Raw genomic sequence first — 17,138 nt, forward strand, 5'->3', positions numbered from 1 at the left:
CCGTCGCCGCTTCCGTGGTGACCGCGCATGATGCTCGATAAGAGGACCAACCCATGTTCCAGTCCTGGACCTCTCCGTTACTGCGGCGCAACGAACCGGTTCTCATCGCGGTGCTGCTGGTCGCCATCGCCGTCTTCGGCTGGATCGATCCGCGTTTTCTGTCGACCGGCAATCTTGTCAGCATCGCGCAGCAGAGTGCGGTCATCGCCCTCATCTCTTTTGCCATGACGGCCGTGATCATCGCGCGCGGCATTGATATTTCCGTCGGCAGCAACCTTGCCTGTTCCGGCATCGCCGCGGGCCTTGCCTACACGGCAACCGGCTCGGCGAGCTTGAGCCTTCTCGCCGCGATCGGTGGCGGTGCCGCAATCGGTCTGCTCAATGGAGCGCTGATCGGCTTTGCCGGCATCTCTCCATTCATCGCAACGCTCGCCACCATGGCGTTTGCGCGCGGCCTGGCGCTCAGTCTCTCAGGCGCATCCAGTATCGCGGTCGCCGATCCGGTCCTGCTTTTCGCGGGACGCGAGACGATCGGCCTCCTGCCGGTCTCCGTCATCATCGCCGCCATCTGCCTAGGCCTCTGGTGGTTCGTGCTCAATCGCACGGTGTACGGGCGCTGGATCTATGCGGTCGGCGGCAATGCGGGAGCAGCGCGGGCCTCACTGGTTCCCGTCGACCTCGTGCGCATCTCCGTCTACCTGATTGCCGGCGCAACGGCCGGGCTCGGCGCGATACTCACCATCGGCCGCCTTGGTTCGGCACAGCCGCTTGCCGGCACCGGCCTCGAATTTACAGCCATCACAGCCGCCATCATCGGCGGCACGAAACTGTCCGGCGGCCAGGGCTCCATCTGGGGAACGGCGATCGGGGCGCTGCTGCTAGGCGTCATCAACACCGGCCTGTCCTTCCTGCAGGTACCGCAGATCCTGATCTATTTCGTGACCGCGAGCCTCATTCTGGTGGCCGTTCTCACCAGCCAGCCGGAGAGTGTCGCCGCCCTGTTCAAGACCGGTGGCCGCAAGTCCACCCCGTCGCCCCGCAACACCGCCGCAACACCGGTCGGCAAACACAGCATCGCCTTGCGCGGGCTTGGCAAGTCTTTTCCGGGCGTCAAGGCACTCGACGGTGTCAGCTTTGCCGTCTCGGCCGGCGAGGTGGTAGGACTTGCCGGCGAGAACGGGGCCGGAAAATCGACGCTGGTGAAGTGCATTTCCGGTCTGCATCGCCCGGACGAGGGTGAGATCGTCATCGACGGCAACGCCGTCCAGTTCCACTCCCCCAGCGACGCCAAGGGCATCAGCGTCATCCATCAGCATTTCAGCCTTTCGCCGGACCTGACGGTGGCGGAGAATCTCTTCATCGGCCGCGAACCGCATACCCGCCTGGGATTTCTCGACCGGGCCCGGATGCGGCGCGATGCGAAATCCATCATGGACGAGCTGTCGCTCGATATCGACATTGGCGCGGAGCTGCGAACGCTTTCCGTCGGGCACCGGCAGATGGTGGAAATTGCCCGTGCCGTTCTGTCCGATGCCTGGTTCTTCATCATGGACGAGCCGACCAGCGCGCTCTCCAACCGCGAGCGCGACCAACTCTACGACCTGATCGACAGGCTGAGAGCTCGCGGCGCCGGCATCCTCTACATCTCCCACAAGATGGAAGAGATCTTCAGCCAGTGCGACCGCGTCGTCGTTCTGCGTGACGGGCGCTTCATCGGCGAGCGCCAGACCCGCCAGACCAGCGAGGCCGAGATCGTGTCGATGATGGTCGGGCGTGATGTCGGCGACATCTTCCCCTATTTCGAAGCGCAAGTCGGCGAGACCGCGATCGAGATCAGCAACATCTCCGATGGCAAGCTCTTGAAGTCGGCCACGCTCAGCGTGTGCAGGGGCGAAATCGTCGCGCTCGCCGGCCTGATGGGAAGCGGCCGCTCCGAGGTGCTCAGGCTGATTGCCGGCCTCGAGACCATGCATGGCGGCGCGCTCAGAATTTTCGGCGGGCAGCAGACCGGCGGCGACACCAAGGCCGCCAATCGCGCCGGCATCGTCTACATACCCGAAGACCGGCATCTGGAAGGCTTCGTCGGCACGATGTCGATCAGGGACAATCTGTCCCTCGCCTGGATTCGCGACAACAGTCACTTCGGCCTGCTGAGACCTCGCCGCATCCTGGCACTCGCCCGCGATCTCATCGGCTCACTCGGCGTGCGGCCGGCCCAGCCCGACAAGATGACCATCGAGCTTTCGGGCGGCAATCAGCAGAAGGTCGTCATCGGCAAATGGCTTGCCACCAAGCCGAAGATCATCCTGCTCGACGAGCCGACACGCGGCGTCGACGTCGGCGCAAAATCCGAACTCCATCACCTGATCGCAAGATTGAAGGCCGAGGGCGCGGCGATCCTCATGGTGTCGAGCGAGTTGCCCGAGGTTCTCGGCGTTGCCGACCGCATCGTCGTCATGCGCGAAGGCCACTCTGTCGGCACGCTGGCTCGTGGGGCGACGGAAGAAGACGTGATGACGCTGGCCTTCGGTGATCGCACGATCACACCACAAGCTTGCGCACCCCGGCCAGCATCCAACCTTGCACCATGCCTGTAAGGAGAAACCCTTTGAGCAAGCTGAAAATCGCCATCGTCGGTGCCGGCTACATGGGTCTCCTGCATGCGCAGGTGGTTGCCGCGAGTCCTGTCGCCGAACTGTCGGCATTCGTTGATCCGAATGCTGCCACGGGGAGCAAGGCCGCGTCGGATTTCGGTGCCCGGCATTTCCGCGATGCCACCACCGCGCTGACCGCCAATGCCGCCGACGCCTATATCGTGGCGGCACCCGACACGCTGCATGAAGACGTCTGCCGCATTCTGCTCGATGCCGGCAAGCCGGTGCTGCTCGAAAAGCCGATGGCTCATGATCTGTCCCCTGCCAAGGCGATCGCGAAAGCAGCGGAGAGAAGCGGCGCACGCCTGTTGGTCGGCCACATCCTGCGGTTCGACCCTCGCTATTGCGAGGCCGCGGCAGCGGTAAGATCCGGGCGGATCGGCGAGCCGATCCACGGCAGCAGCGGCCGTTTCACCAGTCGCGAAGTCGGTCTTCGCATGAACGGAAATTCGAGCGTCTGCTTCTACCTCGGCGTGCATGACGTGGATGCGCTGCAATGGATCTCGGGTTCGGACATCATCGCCGTCTACTCCCGGCCCGTCGCCAAGCTCATGCCTTCGCTCGGAGTTAGATCCGAAGATGCGATCTTCTCCACCGTCGAGTTGTCGAACGGAATGAGCGGACAGCTCTATTTCGGCTGGACGCTGCCACCGACCGTTCCGACCGGCATCTGGGCACGCACGGAAATCATCGGCACTGAAGGCATGATCGACCTCGACGTGCGCGACCATGGTCTGCGCATCCTGTCGCATGGACAGTGGTCGCAACCCGACGCCCTGCACTGGCCGACCGTCAATGGCCGTATCACCGGGGATCTCTTCGAGGAGGTCCACCATTTCATTTCGGCGGTTCGCGACGATACCCCTTTCGTGATGCCGGTCGGCGACGCCCTGCGCGCCGTCGCCGTCAATGATGCAATCCTGCGCAGCGTCAAATCAGGCCTGCGCGAACCGGTCGAAGACTGGCACATCCGATGAGAGAACCCTCATGACCCGCCAACAGAACATCTGGTGCAGGCGCTTTCTCGACCTCTCGCCGTTGATCCTGCTGGTCATCCTGCTGGCGATCTTCGCGCTCATCGACGCCCGCATCGTTTCAACCGCCAGCCTCATCAACATCGTCGCCCAGGCGACCCCGATCGCCATCCTGGCGCTTGGGGCTCTGATCGTTCTGCTGACGGCGGGCATCGACCTGTCCGCCGGCGTCGGCGTCGCCTTCTGCGCCGTCTTCATCGCCAGCCTGATCGACGGCGGCGCCGGCCTGCCGCTTGCCTTGCTCGTCGGCTTTGCCGTGATGGTGGTGATCGGCCTCGCGAACGGCGCCGTTATCGCACTGTTGAAGATACCGCCCTTCGTGACGACACTGGCCACAATGGTCGCGCTGCAGGGCGCAACGCTTGCCGTTGCCTCCAAAGGCGTCCTGATGCTGAAGGATCCGACGCTTCGCGCGGTCGGCATTGAGCGCAGCTTTGGCATTCCCAATGTCATCTTCGCAACGCTCCTGATCGTTGCCGTAGCAGCAATCCTGATGCGGCACAGCCGTTTCGGGCTGCGTACCTATGCGCTCGGGTCGGATGCCGGAGCCGCGGAACTTGCCGGCATCCCGGTGACGAAACACACGATCCTCGTCTATTGCGCCTCCAGCATCTTCGTCTTCCTGACGGCCGTGATCATGATCAGCCGGGTGCCTGTCGTGACGCCCAATATCGGCGGTACCTCGCTGCTTCTGGACGCGATCGCCGCTGCCGTGCTTGGAGGCACCAGTATCTTCGGCGGACGGGGAACGGTGTGGGGGGCGGTCGTCGGCGCCCTGATCGTCAGTCTGCTGACAACTGCGCTTCGGGTGTTCGGCACGGATCCTTCCAGCCTCGAACTCTACAAGGGTGCAATCATCATGGTCGCTCTCCTGGCCGATTCCGGCATGACCTACGCCAAGGCGCGGCTCGTCGAGGCAGCACGATGAGCGAGCCAGTTCCGGCCTTGCCGATCCCGCTCAGGTCCAGCTTTGCGCTGATGACCTCGCCGGATACGGAAAGACACGCGACAGCCGGCGTGCATAAACCCGTCGTCATTCTGCCGCTCGGCGCTGTCGAGCAACATGGCCCGCATCTGCCTCTCGGCGTCGATTGCTGGCTTGCGGAAGCAGTCGCTCTCGCCGCGGCGGAAGGACAGGCTTCCATGCGGGTCGCCGAACCTTTCGCCTATGGCTCGTCCGAGCATCATCGCTCCTTCTCCGGCACGATGAGCCTCAGTCCGCGGACCTTCATCGCCGTGCTCGTCGATCTCTGCACCTGCCTTGCCGAAGACGGCTTCCTGCCGGTCATGCTGAACGGCCATGGCGGAAACCGCGCCGCGATCCAGGTGGCGATCACCACCCTTGGCCAGCGTGGCATCGTCACCGCGGGTTTCTCGTATTTCGATCTCATCGCCGACGTGGCGGCGGAGGCCCTGCCCGATGCCGCCACGGGCACCGGTCACGCTTGCGCGCTTGAAACCTCGTTGATGATGCATGTGCTTGGCGACAGCGTTCGCCGCGATCTCATCCCGCCAGGCGGCACTTCGCCATCCTGGCCGGATCCTCACCTTTACGCCGCGCCGGCCGTCACCGTCTGGCGCCGTTTCGAAGCCATCCGCGACAACGGCGTCATCGGCACGCCATCGGAGGCGAGCGCAGAGGCCGGCAGCAGACTTTTCATCGCAGCCGTGGAGCGCAGCCGTGCCGCCATTTTGAACATCCAATCCGAATTCGGCCAAAGGAACGCATGATGACAGTCCATTTCAAATCTTCTCTCGAAGGCCCCAACCTGCGCGGCATGGCGATCGTCTCGGAGCCGGAAGCAGCCGCCCGCATCGGCATCAACCGCATCGGCGGCGAGTGGATTGCCGGCAGCTCGGGCAAATTCCTGAAAATCGACAGTCCTTCGACGGGCGAGCATCTCGGCTATCTCTCCCTTTCCACCCGCGCCGATGTCGGTCGCGCGGTGAAAGCCGCCGAAGGCGCACGCGAGACCATGCGCAAGATGGGAACCTTCGCGCGCGCTCAACTATGCATGCGCATTGCCGACGCGATCGACAGGCGCGCCGAGGAGCTTGCGCGCCTGCTCTGCCTGGAACAGGGTAAGCCGTTCCACAGCGAAGCAAAGGCCGAAGCGTCGGCGGCGGCTCTCGGCTTCCGCAATGCGGCAGAACAGATGAAGTGGCTGGAGACGGCGGCGTTTCCGCTTGCCGATGCCAACAAGCGCGCCTTCAGCTTCCTGCAGCCGAAGGGCGTCTTTGCCATCATCACACCCTGGAATTTCCCGCTCGCCCTGCCCTGCCTCTACTATCTCGGACCGGCCGTCGCAACGGGCAACACCGTCGTCTGGGTGCCCGCGCCGACGACGTCGCTGATTGCCACTGCACTTGTCGAATGCTTCATCGAGGCGGGTCTGCCGGACGGCGCCATCAATCTCGTTCTGGGTGACGGTGCGGAGGTGGGCGACGAGGCGGTCGTTCATCCGGGCACCCATGCCATCGGCTTCACCGGCAGTTCCGCCACCGGCGCGACGATCGCCCGGCGTGGCGCGGGCAAGCCGCTTCTGCTCGAAATGGGCGGCAACGGTCCGACCATCGTGCTGGCCGATGCCGATATCGACATGGCTGCCGCCCAGGTCGGGGCCGGCTGCTTTGCCAATGCCGGGCAGATCTGCACGGCCACCGAACGCGTGCTGGTGCATAAATCCGTCCATGACCGTTTCATCGAAGGTCTCGTGAAAGCGGCCGCGAAGGTGAAAATGGGCGACCCTTTCGATCCCGCGACGACGATGGGTCCGATCAACAATGCGGTGGCCGTCGACAAGGTGCTCAGCCACATCGCGGACGCCCGCGCGCGCGGCGCCGAGATCGTCACCGGCGGCAATGTGGCAGCGGGCTTTGCCACCAATCTCTATTTCGAGCCGTCGATCGTCACAGGACTGACCCGGGAAAGCCTGCTCAATGTCCAGGAATCCTTCGGGCCGATCGCACCCGTGTTGACCTTCGAGACCGACGGGGAGGCGATGGAACTTGCGGCGTCCAGCCCCTACGGCCTGTCGGCCGCAGTCTTCACCAGCACCATCAAGAACGCCTTTGCCTTTGCTGAAAGCCTGAAGGTCGGCATCGTCAACATCAACGAGATGAGCTGCTATTGGGAGCCGCATATTCCTGCCGGCGGCGCCGCCGGGACGCAGAGCGGCCTCGGTCGCACCGGTGGGCGGCACACGCTGATGGAAATGTGCGACCTGAAGACGATTACCGTGGATGTCACTCGCTGACATTCAAGGCCCGCGCCTTTTTGCGCGGGCCTGCCCTCGCGACCATATGCAGTTCGGCAGAGAGCTGTCAGGTGGACCGGCGCAGGCTGTCGGCCATTTTCTCGCCAATCATGATCGAGGTGAGATTGGTGTTTGCCTGGCAATCGAGCGGCATGATCGACGCATCGATAACCCGCAATCCTTCCAAACCGTAGACCCGGCATTCCGGATCGACCACGGCCTCGCCGGGCCCCCCCATGCAACAGCCTCCGATCCCATGCTGCGCATCGGAAGACTGCGCCAGCAGGAAATTGTCGACCTCCTCGTCGCTTGCCGTTTCGAGCCATGACAAAGGCAGATCGGAATCCCCCAGCAGGACGCGCTCGGCGATCGCCTGGATCGGCGCCTGCCGGGCAATATCGCCAAGGTGGCGATAGGCGATACGCATGCGCTGGAGATCCATTGGATCGTCCAGCATGTTCTCTTCCACGATCGGCTGGTCGAAAGGGTTGGCGGAACGCAGTTGCACGGTGCCGCGGCTCTTGGCCTCCATCAGGATCAGATTGACCATGGCCTCGCCGAACTGGGCGCTGTCGGACTCCACGCCGATACCGCCATGGTTCATGGCGACGTAGAGAATGTCGTCGCGCTCGGCACCCGGCACGCCGGAACTCATCCGCACACAGCAGTTGGTATGCCGCGCGTCGACATCGGTCGCCTTGAATTCCGGCTTCAGCTTCAGTTCGATGCGGCAATAAGGATGGTCGAAGAAACCTTCGCCGACCGGCAGGTCGGCAAGCACCTCGATGTCCTTTCGTTTCAAGAGAGCCGCCGGACCGATGCCCGAGCGCTGCAGGATGGCCGGAGAGTGGATGGCGCCGGCCGAGACGATAACCAGCGGCGTCTCGAATTTGCGAACCTGACCGGCCACGATGGCCAAAACGCCGATCGCTTTCTTGCCTTCGAAAAGCACCTTGTCCACCGTCGCCTGCCCGATGATGGTGAGGTTCGGCCGGTCGCGGGCAGCTTCCAGATAGCCGTCATTGACCGACACGCGCTTGCCGGCTCGACTGTTGATGGGATAGGTGCAAGCCCCTTCGGCATCCGGAGCATTGAGATCGTCATGCCAGGGATGGCCGAGAGCCATCGCGCTTTGGCGCATGGCCTTGTCGACGCTTCCCCAGCTTTCGACAGGCGCGCGGTAGATCGGAATCGGGCCGCCGCTGCCGTGAAAATTGGCCGCGATCGGGTCATCCTCCAGGCGGCAGAAGAAGGGCAGCACGTCGGCTCCCGACCAGCCCTTGCATCCGATTTCCTCCCAGCGGTCGAATGCATGGAGCACGCCGCGAATGGCAATCTGGCCATTGACGGCCGTCGAACCGCCAAGCCCCTTGCCGCGCCAGTAGACCCGGTGTTCCTGCCGCTTCGTGCGGCGAGCCATCAGGTCGGGATACATGTATTGTTGCTGAAAATGGTCGGGAAGCAGCAGGTTGAAGGGATTTGGGCTCGCCATCTCGGCAGGTTGCTCGCCGCTCCGGTAGTCCGGCCCCGCTTCCAGCAAAAGCACGGTCGTGGCCGCATCTTCGGTGAGCCGGGCGGCAAGAACAGCCCCGGCTGCGCCGGCTCCGACAACGATGACATCAAACGGCATGCCGTACTCCCCGGATCCGACCAATGCACGGCTGGCTCGACCGCACATCATGTTGATTTCATTTGTGCACGATCATCTGCTGGCATTCAGGCTCAGCGATATACGCCGGAACCAACCACCTTAGCGTTGCACGACTGCAAGATCATCATGATTTGTTTTATATGTAAATATGATTTCGTATATGAACCCATCGGAAGGGTTTCTTTGCACCATCTGCTCCATATCGCGCGAAGAACCCCGGTGCTCTCCGTCCCCTGCCGGCGGTTCTCACACCGTCATCATCCATCGCCTTTTGACAGCGATCGGTTTTCGACAAAAGCGGTGTTTGGCGTGCTGCCCTTCCGAGTCGCGCCCAGGGAACAACTGCTTCCATGGAAAGTTAGTCCATGGCTACACCGCCGGTGAGCTTTCACGACAATCCAGGGAGACAAATCATGGCGACTGCAAAAAGAGCGACGACAAAGGGACTGGAGGCTTTGTTCCTCGATGGGCTGAAGGACATTTACTACGCTGAAAAGAAGATACTCAAAGCCTTGCCGAAGATGGCAAAGGGCGCCGAATCCGAGGAGGTGGCCGCGGCCTTTGAGAAACATCGCATGGAAACCGAAGGCCAGGTCGATCGGCTCGAGCAAGTGTTCGAACTTATGGACAAACCGGCCCGCGGCAAGACCTGTCCGGCGATCGACGGCATTCTTGAGGAAGGGTCGGAAATTCTCGACGAATACAAGGGTGACCCGGCGCTGGATGCAGGGCTGGTCGGCGCGGCACAGGCCGTCGAGCATTATGAAATCGCGCGCTATGGCACGTTGGTCGCGTGGGCTGAACAGCTTGGCAAGAGCGACGTGGTCAAGCTCCTCAACGAGACATTGAAAGAGGAGGTCGCGACGGACGAAGCGCTTTCCGGGCTGGGCGAAGGCGGTGTCAATGAGCGCGCCCTGGAGCAAGCTGCCTGACTGGTTGTGCCCGGCGCCAAAGCCGCCGGGGCGACTTCGCGACCCGGCCTCTTCGTCGGTACCCCTTCAGATGCAATCAGACCCACCCCGATACTTCGGGGTGGGTCTGCTGAAATCAACCGCGATCAGCGGTTCTTGTGGCTTTGTTCGCCAGCTTTCACGTGCTGTTCGTGGGTTCCACCACGCATGCCGGATCCATCGCCCTGCTGCCGTTGACCACCACCAGCGGCCTGCTGTTGCTGACGGTTTTTATTGTCGGCGTTCTTGTGGCTCTGCTGGCCTGCCTTCACATGCTGTTCGTGACTACCACCTTGATTGGGCATTCTTCTTCTCCTTCAAAATCCACGAGGCGACAACCGCCTCGATTGCCTAAGAAGAGTCAGGCGCGAACGTTCCCTCACGTAACATTTTGTGAAGACCACAAAGCCCGCGGCGTTCGAAGGCGCCTGAGATGGCTGTCGGATTTATTTTCTTGGCGTTGGCAACGAGTTCATCTTGGCCGTGACCGACGTTGCCGGCGGGTCTCATGCCTGTGCCCACCCAGGAGGAAAATGCATGTCATTCCGATCCGAGAGATTTACAACCGCTTTGACGTATAGCGAGGATGATAGAGCGCGGGCCGCCGCAGCGCTCTATCAATACAACATCGCACAGACCGGGATCGACGACCGAGCTGTCATCGGAGCGGAGCTTTGCGACCACTCAGGAAGAGTCTGGGGCGGGCTTTGGGGCAGAACGGAGCTCGGGCTCCTGTTTCTCGACATGTTCTTCCTGCCTGAGCAGTTGCGTGGCCAATCCTTTGGCTCACAACTTCTCAGGACTGTCGAGGAAGAAGCCATCCGGCGTGGCTGTAAGAAGGCCGTCGTGGAGACGAGCAGTTTCCAGGCACCGGTATTCTACATGCGCCATGGTTTCGAGGAATTTGGCAAAGTCGAATTCGGGATCCCTGGACATGCCCGCATCTTCCTTCGGAAAGATCTGCTGTGAAATTGATCGCGAACCTGCCGTCATGGCCTCAATCGCGAGGCAGCGACGGGTCGGTTCATTTTCCCGCAGCGAGCAGTGACTGTTCATAGGATCTGCCAAGGCTGATCTAACGCCAATTTGCGACGCCATGCTCCACAGCCAAATTCTTGAGCGCCACAGCCTCGTGTGAACCGACTCAGGCCGTGGGTGTTGCTGCTTGGAACAAATCGGCGGCGGCAGAAGTTTGGCGTGCGCTACGAGGGACCGCATGGCGAGCAAATCGACCGTGGTAGGCCGCTCCGGCGCACGCAAGCTTTGCTCTCGCCGCGCTCACAAGTGCAAGTCTGCCAGGGCGTGGTTGAAAGGGAGAAATCATGGCCAAGGTTTCAAGTCCGACCCCTGCCGCGGCCAGAGGCGAAGTTCAGGCAGGAGCGACGCAGGACAAGACGCCGGGGTTCGATCCCGCCATTGCCCCGCTTGAGACAGACGCAGAGGCCGCGGACACACAAAATCCGGTCGCTGGGACAAGTCCGCCGCGCAATCGTCCAGAATTCGAAAACGATGCCAGCTTTGCCAACGCCATGCGCCCGGTCGAAGGCGAGCCGGAACTGCGGCCTGGCGCCAACTGGCCGGTTTTGGTGATTGCAGCTGTCGTTTTGATAGCAGCCGTGGTTTTCCTGGCGGCAAGCATGCTGCGCTGAGAACGATCCCGACGATGCAGCACCCCACGGCCTATTCATGGAGGTCTGGTGCGCCCTTCATGCCTGAGAGTTCGGTCATTGGGCACAGCAGCCGCGGTCGCGCGGGATCGGAGATGTCGAGCTTGTCCCAAGGGATGCGGTATAGACCGTCGCGGCGGCGCAATCGGAAAAGATCCAGCACCGCCACGCCTATGGCCGAGGCCGAAAGACGCTCGAAAGCAGCGTAGACCCCGACATGGAATTCGGTGACGAGGAAATCGTCACCGTCCCGTTCGGCGTGGATCTCCTCGATATAACCGACATTCTTGCCGCGCTGCGAGAGTACTCGTCGCCCTGCCAGATGCTCGAGATTGACCGTGGTCATTATCAAGCTCCCGGAATGCGCCCGATGACATGGTCGCGCAACCAGTCCTGCCAGGCGAAGATCGACGTTTCTCGCACATCGATGTCGAACTCGACATCGATGCCGATATCTTTCACCTTGTGCCAGGCGATCCGATGGGGTTCGCCATGCTGCTTGCCACCCAGCTTGACCGCGAGCCGCGCCATCCAGCGCCCAGGCCCTGCGCCGAGGCGACGTGCCAGGGTGATGGAGCCGAGCTCGATGGCAATGATCCGAGGCGGCTTGCCAGGCCGCAACTCCGCCACCAGCCCGTCGACCTTGCCGATCTTGATCTGCTCGCGGTCGACCACCTGCTTGTCGAGGAGATCACGCAGCAACTTCATCATGTGCCCCCGAATATCTGCAGCGGGATGGTCACCACCGCCAGTACGAAGCCAAGCGCGATGATGAAGATGACGGCGGCATTCGACAAAAAGCCATTGCGATGCTCGCCGACATAACGTTTGTCGTTCAGCAGAAACAGGAAAGGAACGACCGTCAGCGGCAGGCTGGCTGCCGTCAGCGCCATGGAAAAGATGGTGAGCCTCAGCGGATCGAGACCAAGCGCTATGGGAATAGCCGCCAAAAGCAATGATATCGTGTAGGTAGCGCTGAAACCCGGATCGTCGCGCGGCTTGCGATCCTCGCCCCAATTCCAGCCGAAACCCTGGGCCACAAGATAGGCTTGTTGCAATCCGACCTCTAGTGCGGCGCCGAAGCAGGCAATGGCGAGGGAGGCAACAAACAGCACGAAGCCCCAGAAGCCGAATATGGATATCAGCATCAACGGCAATTGGTGATAGTCGTCCACCTGGGTGACGCCATGCGTGGCGAGCACGAGAGCGGCCACGATCAACACGCCGATCGAGATGGTCCCCCCGAAAGTCATGCCCAACCCCGCTATGGCCCGATTGGCTCCGAGATAGCTTTTGTCCCACCGGTCCTCGATGGCCCCCGAGGAATAGAACATGAAGAGGTAGGGCGATATCGAGGCGCCGAGAATGCTCACCGCCATGAACCAGTAATTGGCGGCATCGTGGACCGGCAGCGAAGGCACGGCGCCCCTTGCGACTGCCGTCCAATCGGGTCTCAGCATCACCGCTCCGACGACGAAACACAGCGTCACCAGACCGAGAATAGATACGCCCTTCTCGATGAAGCCGAAGGTGCCTTTCCAAAGCAGCAGCCACGCCAGCAAAGCCACCGGCAGTGCCCACCACTGGAAGCCTATGCCGGTGGCAAATTCGAGCGCAATGGCGACGCCGCCGATCTCGGCGGACAGCACCAGGAAATTGACCAGCAGGGCGGCCAGCAACGGCCATAGAAAGACGTTGAAGCCGAATCTCTCGCGGATGCCGTCGGAGATCGTGTGATGGCTCACGGCCGCGAACCGGCCGGACATTTCGACAAGGAAGATGATGCAGATGGTGCCTAGCACCACCGCCCAGATCAACTGGAAGCCAAACATCGCGCCTGCCTGCGCCGCCGTCGCCATGGACCCAACTTCGAGGAAGCCGCCGACGCTGGTGACGACGCCGAGGGATATTTCCATGAGCTTCTTCATGGCTTCGGCGCGAAATACTTGGCGTAGGCGGTAGCGAGCGCACGCGATGCCAGCCGCAGATCCTGTTGCGCGTCTTGGACTTCCGGCCGGTCGCCCGCCTGCAATCCGGCCTCTGCACGCGCCACCGCGACCGACAAATCGTAGACTGCCTTTGTCAGTGAAGCTTGCTCGGCGGGTTCACTGGTTTGCGCGGACCGGATTTGCGCCCCGGCGTCGGCAAGCGTCTCGCCGATCGATTGCAGCGTACCCACCGTGTATGCGGTCGGCGCCGCCCCTGCCGCCCAGGCGTCCAGCGCCATCAACACGGTCTGCGATGCGGAGGCCGCTGTTCGTGATTGCTGCTCGATCTGATCGGAAGATGAGCATGCCGACAACAGCAGCAACAGCAAGCACAAGCAGTCGTGCCTGAGATAGCGGCGTCTAACGATCAAATCAGGCGTTTGGTGCGCCACCGAATAGTCTCCCCCGACCCAACAAAACCGTGGCCGGCGTAAATCTGATCTAGAGCACTCGTCGGGTCCGTCAACGACCGCGTCCGCCGATCCGGAGCACGAGGCGGCGAGCCAGGTCCCGATCGGTTTCAATTGCCGCACCAGCGTAAGCTGAAGGTCAGGCGGGGCGATCCCCGTTCGGCGCGTCTTGGATTCTGTATTCGTGAATGAGGCCGAGAACCTGAGTTCTGACTGTATCGCGCGCGTCGGGCTGGATGAAAAACATCAGCCGTTCGACCGCTTCCACGACTGCTTCCGGCAGATCCGAAACCGCATCGGTGAATTCGCTGCCATGCTCGTACATATTGTCCGTCAGCTTCTTGTCGAGGTCGGAAAGGATGCCCATCATCCACACTCCAGATCGGTGCTGTATTGAACTCAGTTCGGCAGGGTCACCGCGAGGTCGCCCTCTCCTGTTGCTGCCGGCCGTCGATCACTGTTGCCCCGGCATTTCCGTGTTTTCCCTGGGATTTTTCTGGACGCCCGCAGCCGGGGCGGTGTCCGCCGGGGCATTGCCGCCCTGGTTCTGCTCCGGCGCACGTTTCAGCGGGGAGGTCTGCCAGCCCATGTCAACGTAGAAAAAGCCGACGATGAAACCGACAATGATGACCGCCGCTATCACCAGCGAGATTATTGCGTTGCGTCGCTCCATAGGCCTAGTCGCCACTTGGCTTTGGAGATGCGGGCTGCGTTGGCTGCGTACCTTGCTGGTCGCCGCCGGTGCTGGTCTGCGGCGTCGGGTTGGTGTCCGTCGTGGGATTCTTGTCCACCGGCTGGCTGTTCGTAGTGTCCGTCTTGGACTTGGCCGGATCGGCATTGTCGTTGCACCCCGCCAAGGCGAGTAATGCCGCTGACATCAATAGCACTGCTCTCATGCCGATTTCTCCTGGCTGAGTTCGGGCGAAGCCGCCTGCCAATGACCTATTCGGTCGAACCGCACCGAAAGCCCCTGTTTGACCGCGCTTCTAGCCAGCAAATGGTCCAGTTCGGCGTCTTCGATCGGACTTCGTACGACTTGGCGAATGGCCTTGCAGGCAAGTTCCGTCGAGACGAAATCATATCTCCTGCTCCTGGCGACAACATATTGTTCGACCAGCATTTTCACGCGCCTGAGCGCGATTTCTTCGGCGTATTGCATTTTATTCCTCCTGCGCCCCGAACTGCCGAACGGGTTTGTTGTTCCAAAACATGATTGTCGAGGTGATTAGATGCTCGCGCTTTCCGATAGAAAGCGCGAGCGGATCAGGCTGAGGGGACCCGATCGTGCAGCATCAAACAAGGGGAGCAACGATGCTGCATGATATCGAACTCGCCCAGACCTGAGTTGTTCCACCTCTCCACGCCGCGTGTTCATTGAACTCAAGAACAAATCGTTGTCACGGCCCGCATACGGCCGCGCATCAACCCGCACGGAACAATCAGCTCCGACAGTGGTTCGGCCGAAGCGAAGTTCGGAGGACGTGATGACGAATGAAAAGTTGGCCGTGGTGACGGGCGCCTCGAGCGGCATTGGGAAGGAACTTGCCAAACTGTGCGCAAAGGACGGCTACCATCTGATCATAGCCGCCGACGAACCTGCGATCCGGCAGGCCGCCGAGGCGCTCGGTTCGCATGGTGTGACTGTCGAAGCCATCGAGGCCGATCTGGCGACCGAGGAAGGTGTCGATCGTTTGATCGCCGGGATCGGCGATCGCGATGTCGACCTGTTGTTCCTGAATGCCGGACGTGGGCTCGGCCGTGGTTTCGTCGATCAGGATTGGAAAAAAGTCCGCCGCATCATCGACACCAACATCACCGGTACCGTCTATCTCGCGCATCAACTCGGAGCCAGGATGGCACGCCGCGGCCGAGGCCGCATCCTCTTCACAGGATCGATCGCTGGTTTCATGCCGGGCACTTTCCAGGCGGTCTACAACGGCACCAAGGCTTTCATCGATTCCTTCTCGATCGCACTGCGTCATGAATTGCAGGACACAGGAGTCACAGTCACCGTGCTGATGCCCGGGGCATCGCAGACGCGGTTCTTCGAACGCGCCGAAATGATGGATACCAAGGTCGGCACCGATGAGAAGGACAATCCCGCCGATGTGGCCGAGGCCGGCTACGAGGCGATGATGGACGGTGAGGAACAAGTCATCAGCGGCTGGAAGAACAAGCTGCAGGTCGCCGCGGCGCATGTGACGCCGGCAGGCACGCTGGCCGAACAGCACCGCAAGATGGCCGAGCCGGATTCTGCCTCCAAAGGCTGACGTTCGGCCTTCACGCCAAACCAAAATGTCGGGCAGACTCTTCTGCCGACCTTCTTCCAAGGCAGGAGCACCATCATGAAAGCGCTTACGTGGCACGGCAAAGGCGACATTCGATGCGACCAGGTGGCTGATCCCGCCATCGAGGATGATCGTGACGTCATCATCAAAGTCACCTGTTGCGCCATATGCGGCTCGGACTTGCATCTGATGAACGGATATATGCCGACGATGGAGTCGGGCGATGTGCTCGGACACGAGACGATGGGCGAGGTCGTGGAAGTCGGCAGCGGCCATTCGAAATTCAGAAAGGGCGACCGCATCGTGGTGCCTTTCAACATCTCATGCGGCGAATGCTGGTTTTGCCAGAAGGGGCTGTTCTCGCTTTGCGACAGGTCCAATCCCAATGCCAAACAGGCTGCCGAAGTGATGGGACAATCCCCGGCTGGCCTGTTCGGCTATTCGCATCTGGTCGGCGGCTATTGGGGAGGGCAAGCCGAATATCTGCGCGTTCCTTTCGCTGATGTCGGTCCGATAAAGGTGCCCGAGGGAATGGACGACGAACAGGTGCTGTTCCTCTCCGACATCTTTCCAACCGGCTATATGGCGGCTGAAAACGCCGGCATCGAGCCAGGCGAAACCGTCGCCATCTGGGGTTGCGGTCCGGTTGGTCAGTTCGCCATTCAGAGCGCATGGATGCTCGGCGCCGGCCGCGTCATTGCCATAGACAAGGTGCCGGAGCGGCTGGCGATGGCTCGCGAGCACGGCAAGGCCGAGACGCTCGACTTCAGCAACTCCGATATCTACGACGCCTTGATGGCGATGACCGATGGCCGCGGTCCGGATCGCTGCATAGACTGTGTCGGTACCGAGTCGGATCCCGGCGCCAGTGCCGACTCCATGCTCGACAAGGTCAAGGCTGCCGTCTATCTCGGCACCGATAGGCCGCATGTATTGCGCGAAGCAATTTACTCCTGCCGCAAAGGCGGCACCATCTCGGTGCCCGGCGTCTATATCGGCCTCGTCGATCATATTCCGTTCGGCGCCGCCATGAACAAGGGACTGACCTTCCGGATGGGTCAGACGCACACGCAACGCTATCTCGAACCGCTCCTGGCCATGGTACAGAAGGGCGACATCGATCCCTCCTTCGTGATCACGCACCGGGCAGACCTCGAAGCGGGACCGGACCTCTACAAGACGTTCCGTGACAAGCAGGATGGCTGCATCAAGGTGGTGATGCGACCGCATGGCTGAGAT

Annotated in this window: 20 protein-coding genes; 10 read left to right on the forward strand and 10 right to left on the reverse strand. The window is 61.6% G+C overall.

The window, feature by feature from the left end; translation table 11 throughout:
• The first annotated feature begins 53 nt into the window (after positions 1-53).
• From NKI99_RS11760 to NKI99_RS11780, 5 genes are read left to right on the forward strand one after another with little or no spacing between them, the layout of a single operon-like run.
• Positions 54-2,597 carry an ATP-binding cassette domain-containing protein gene (locus NKI99_RS11760; RefSeq protein WP_352610908.1) on the forward strand — a complete coding sequence of 848 codons (2,544 nt, stop codon included), beginning with the start codon at positions 54-56 and terminating at the stop codon, positions 2,595-2,597.
• An 11-nt stretch (positions 2,598-2,608) separates the two neighbouring features.
• Entirely contained in the window at positions 2,609-3,631 is a 1,023-nt protein-coding gene (locus NKI99_RS11765; RefSeq protein ID WP_352610910.1) for a Gfo/Idh/MocA family protein, read from the forward strand.
• 10 nt (positions 3,632-3,641) lie between these two features.
• On the forward strand, positions 3,642-4,616 hold the full coding sequence (locus tag NKI99_RS11770) for an ABC transporter permease (protein WP_023809451.1): 975 nt from the start codon (positions 3,642-3,644) through the stop codon (positions 4,614-4,616).
• Positions 4,613-5,419 carry a creatininase family protein gene (locus NKI99_RS11775; protein ID WP_352441973.1) on the forward strand — a complete coding sequence of 269 codons (807 nt, stop codon included), beginning with the start codon at positions 4,613-4,615 and terminating at the stop codon, positions 5,417-5,419. Before NKI99_RS11770 ends, NKI99_RS11775 begins: the two co-directional genes overlap by 4 nt.
• Positions 5,419-6,945, forward strand: coding sequence for an aldehyde dehydrogenase family protein (locus NKI99_RS11780; protein WP_352610912.1), 1,527 nt, complete (start codon positions 5,419-5,421; stop codon positions 6,943-6,945). Before NKI99_RS11775 ends, NKI99_RS11780 begins: the two co-directional genes overlap by 1 nt.
• 67 nt (positions 6,946-7,012) lie before the next feature.
• Here the strand turns inward: NKI99_RS11780 and NKI99_RS11785 are convergent, their stop codons facing one another.
• Positions 7,013-8,575, reverse strand: a complete 1,563-nt coding sequence (locus NKI99_RS11785; RefSeq protein ID WP_352610913.1) for a GMC family oxidoreductase — start codon at positions 8,573-8,575, stop codon at positions 7,013-7,015.
• 434 nt (positions 8,576-9,009) lie between these two features.
• Here NKI99_RS11785 and NKI99_RS11790 point away from each other — a divergent pair, with 434 nt between their 5' ends.
• Positions 9,010-9,528, forward strand: coding sequence for a YciE/YciF ferroxidase family protein (locus NKI99_RS11790; protein WP_013530428.1), 519 nt, complete (start codon positions 9,010-9,012; stop codon positions 9,526-9,528).
• Between the two features lie 125 nt (positions 9,529-9,653).
• On the opposite strand, the gene NKI99_RS11795 is transcribed toward NKI99_RS11790, so the two are convergent.
• On the reverse strand, positions 9,654-9,851 hold the full coding sequence (locus NKI99_RS11795) for a hypothetical protein (RefSeq protein WP_013530427.1): 198 nt from the start codon (positions 9,849-9,851) through the stop codon (positions 9,654-9,656).
• A 232-nt stretch (positions 9,852-10,083) separates the two neighbouring features.
• Here NKI99_RS11795 and NKI99_RS11800 point away from each other — a divergent pair, with 232 nt between their 5' ends.
• Both NKI99_RS11800 and NKI99_RS11805 read left to right on the forward strand, forming a co-directional pair.
• Entirely contained in the window at positions 10,084-10,515 is a 432-nt protein-coding gene (locus NKI99_RS11800) for a GNAT family N-acetyltransferase (RefSeq protein WP_023809456.1), read from the forward strand.
• 353 nt (positions 10,516-10,868) lie between these two features.
• Positions 10,869-11,195 carry a hypothetical protein gene (locus tag NKI99_RS11805; protein ID WP_023809457.1) on the forward strand — a complete coding sequence of 109 codons (327 nt, stop codon included), beginning with the start codon at positions 10,869-10,871 and terminating at the stop codon, positions 11,193-11,195.
• Positions 11,196-11,226: 31 nt separating this feature from the next.
• Here the strand turns inward: NKI99_RS11805 and NKI99_RS11810 are convergent, their stop codons facing one another.
• The 8 genes from NKI99_RS11810 to NKI99_RS11845 form a co-directional block, all read right to left on the reverse strand.
• Positions 11,227-11,559 (reverse strand): hypothetical protein, encoded by a 333-nt coding sequence (locus NKI99_RS11810; RefSeq protein ID WP_352551568.1) that lies wholly within the window; start codon positions 11,557-11,559, stop codon positions 11,227-11,229.
• A 2-nt stretch (positions 11,560-11,561) separates the two neighbouring features.
• On the reverse strand, positions 11,562-11,921 hold the full coding sequence (locus tag NKI99_RS11815; protein ID WP_352551665.1) for a hypothetical protein: 360 nt from the start codon (positions 11,919-11,921) through the stop codon (positions 11,562-11,564).
• Positions 11,921-13,141, reverse strand: coding sequence for an NRAMP family divalent metal transporter (locus NKI99_RS11820; RefSeq protein ID WP_023809459.1), 1,221 nt, complete (start codon positions 13,139-13,141; stop codon positions 11,921-11,923). The genes NKI99_RS11815 and NKI99_RS11820 overlap by 1 nt, the downstream gene beginning before the upstream one ends.
• The gene (locus NKI99_RS11825) at positions 13,138-13,593 is read right to left on the reverse strand and encodes a hypothetical protein (protein WP_352610915.1); all 456 of its coding nucleotides are present in this window, start codon (positions 13,591-13,593) and stop codon (positions 13,138-13,140) included. The genes NKI99_RS11820 and NKI99_RS11825 overlap by 4 nt, the downstream gene beginning before the upstream one ends.
• A gap of 157 nt (positions 13,594-13,750) precedes the next feature.
• A complete protein-coding gene (locus NKI99_RS11830; RefSeq protein WP_031212583.1) occupies positions 13,751-13,981 on the reverse strand; it encodes a hypothetical protein in 231 nt (76 codons plus the stop codon).
• Positions 13,982-14,065: 84 nt separating this feature from the next.
• On the reverse strand, positions 14,066-14,284 hold the full coding sequence (locus tag NKI99_RS11835; RefSeq protein ID WP_352441966.1) for a hypothetical protein: 219 nt from the start codon (positions 14,282-14,284) through the stop codon (positions 14,066-14,068).
• Between the two features lie 4 nt (positions 14,285-14,288).
• Positions 14,289-14,507: a hypothetical protein gene (locus NKI99_RS11840; protein WP_023809463.1), complete on the reverse strand. Its 219-nt coding sequence runs from the start codon at positions 14,505-14,507 to the stop codon at positions 14,289-14,291.
• On the reverse strand, positions 14,504-14,770 hold the full coding sequence (locus NKI99_RS11845; RefSeq protein WP_023809464.1) for a hypothetical protein: 267 nt from the start codon (positions 14,768-14,770) through the stop codon (positions 14,504-14,506). The genes NKI99_RS11840 and NKI99_RS11845 overlap by 4 nt, the downstream gene beginning before the upstream one ends.
• 325 nt (positions 14,771-15,095) lie before the next feature.
• On the opposite strand from NKI99_RS11845, the gene NKI99_RS11850 reads away from it, so the two are divergent.
• Together NKI99_RS11850 and NKI99_RS11855 are read left to right on the forward strand one after the other, a co-directional pair.
• Entirely contained in the window at positions 15,096-15,881 is a 786-nt protein-coding gene (locus NKI99_RS11850; RefSeq protein WP_352610916.1) for an SDR family NAD(P)-dependent oxidoreductase, read from the forward strand.
• A 75-nt stretch (positions 15,882-15,956) separates the two neighbouring features.
• Positions 15,957-17,135, forward strand: a complete 1,179-nt coding sequence (locus NKI99_RS11855; RefSeq protein ID WP_023809466.1) for a zinc-dependent alcohol dehydrogenase — start codon at positions 15,957-15,959, stop codon at positions 17,133-17,135.
• The last annotated feature ends 3 nt before the right edge of the window (positions 17,136-17,138 follow it).

Origin of the sequence: Mesorhizobium sp. M0239, assembly GCF_040321815.1 — a bacterium.
GTDB lineage: Bacteria > Pseudomonadota > Alphaproteobacteria > Rhizobiales > Rhizobiaceae > Mesorhizobium.

Excerpts from the sequence above, each read along its gene's own strand:
- NKI99_RS11790 (WP_013530428.1), top strand. The coding sequence starts at position 9,010 with ATGGCGACTGCAAAAAGAGCGACGACAAAGGGACTGGAGGCTTTGTTC.
- NKI99_RS11760 (WP_352610908.1), top strand. The coding sequence starts at position 54 with ATGTTCCAGTCCTGGACCTCTCCGTTACTGCGGCGCAACGAACCGGTT.
- NKI99_RS11845 (WP_023809464.1), bottom strand. The coding sequence starts at position 14,770 with ATGCAATACGCCGAAGAAATCGCGCTCAGGCGCGTGAAAATGCTGGTC.
- NKI99_RS11795 (WP_013530427.1), bottom strand. The coding sequence starts at position 9,851 with ATGCCCAATCAAGGTGGTAGTCACGAACAGCATGTGAAGGCAGGCCAG.
- NKI99_RS11840 (WP_023809463.1), bottom strand. The coding sequence starts at position 14,507 with ATGAGAGCAGTGCTATTGATGTCAGCGGCATTACTCGCCTTGGCGGGG.
- NKI99_RS11830 (WP_031212583.1), bottom strand. The coding sequence starts at position 13,981 with ATGATGGGCATCCTTTCCGACCTCGACAAGAAGCTGACGGACAATATG.
- NKI99_RS11805 (WP_023809457.1), top strand. The coding sequence starts at position 10,869 with ATGGCCAAGGTTTCAAGTCCGACCCCTGCCGCGGCCAGAGGCGAAGTT.
- NKI99_RS11815 (WP_352551665.1), bottom strand. The coding sequence starts at position 11,921 with ATGAAGTTGCTGCGTGATCTCCTCGACAAGCAGGTGGTCGACCGCGAG.
- NKI99_RS11855 (WP_023809466.1), top strand. The coding sequence starts at position 15,957 with ATGAAAGCGCTTACGTGGCACGGCAAAGGCGACATTCGATGCGACCAG.
- NKI99_RS11770 (WP_023809451.1), top strand. The coding sequence starts at position 3,642 with ATGACCCGCCAACAGAACATCTGGTGCAGGCGCTTTCTCGACCTCTCG.
- NKI99_RS11785 (WP_352610913.1), bottom strand. The coding sequence starts at position 8,575 with ATGCCGTTTGATGTCATCGTTGTCGGAGCCGGCGCAGCCGGGGCTGTT.
- NKI99_RS11810 (WP_352551568.1), bottom strand. The coding sequence starts at position 11,559 with ATGACCACGGTCAATCTCGAGCATCTGGCAGGGCGACGAGTACTCTCG.
- NKI99_RS11800 (WP_023809456.1), top strand. The coding sequence starts at position 10,084 with ATGTCATTCCGATCCGAGAGATTTACAACCGCTTTGACGTATAGCGAG.
- NKI99_RS11820 (WP_023809459.1), bottom strand. The coding sequence starts at position 13,141 with ATGAAGAAGCTCATGGAAATATCCCTCGGCGTCGTCACCAGCGTCGGC.
- NKI99_RS11780 (WP_352610912.1), top strand. The coding sequence starts at position 5,419 with ATGACAGTCCATTTCAAATCTTCTCTCGAAGGCCCCAACCTGCGCGGC.
- NKI99_RS11850 (WP_352610916.1), top strand. The coding sequence starts at position 15,096 with ATGACGAATGAAAAGTTGGCCGTGGTGACGGGCGCCTCGAGCGGCATT.
- NKI99_RS11835 (WP_352441966.1), bottom strand. The coding sequence starts at position 14,284 with ATGGAGCGACGCAACGCAATAATCTCGCTGGTGATAGCGGCGGTCATC.
- NKI99_RS11775 (WP_352441973.1), top strand. The coding sequence starts at position 4,613 with ATGAGCGAGCCAGTTCCGGCCTTGCCGATCCCGCTCAGGTCCAGCTTT.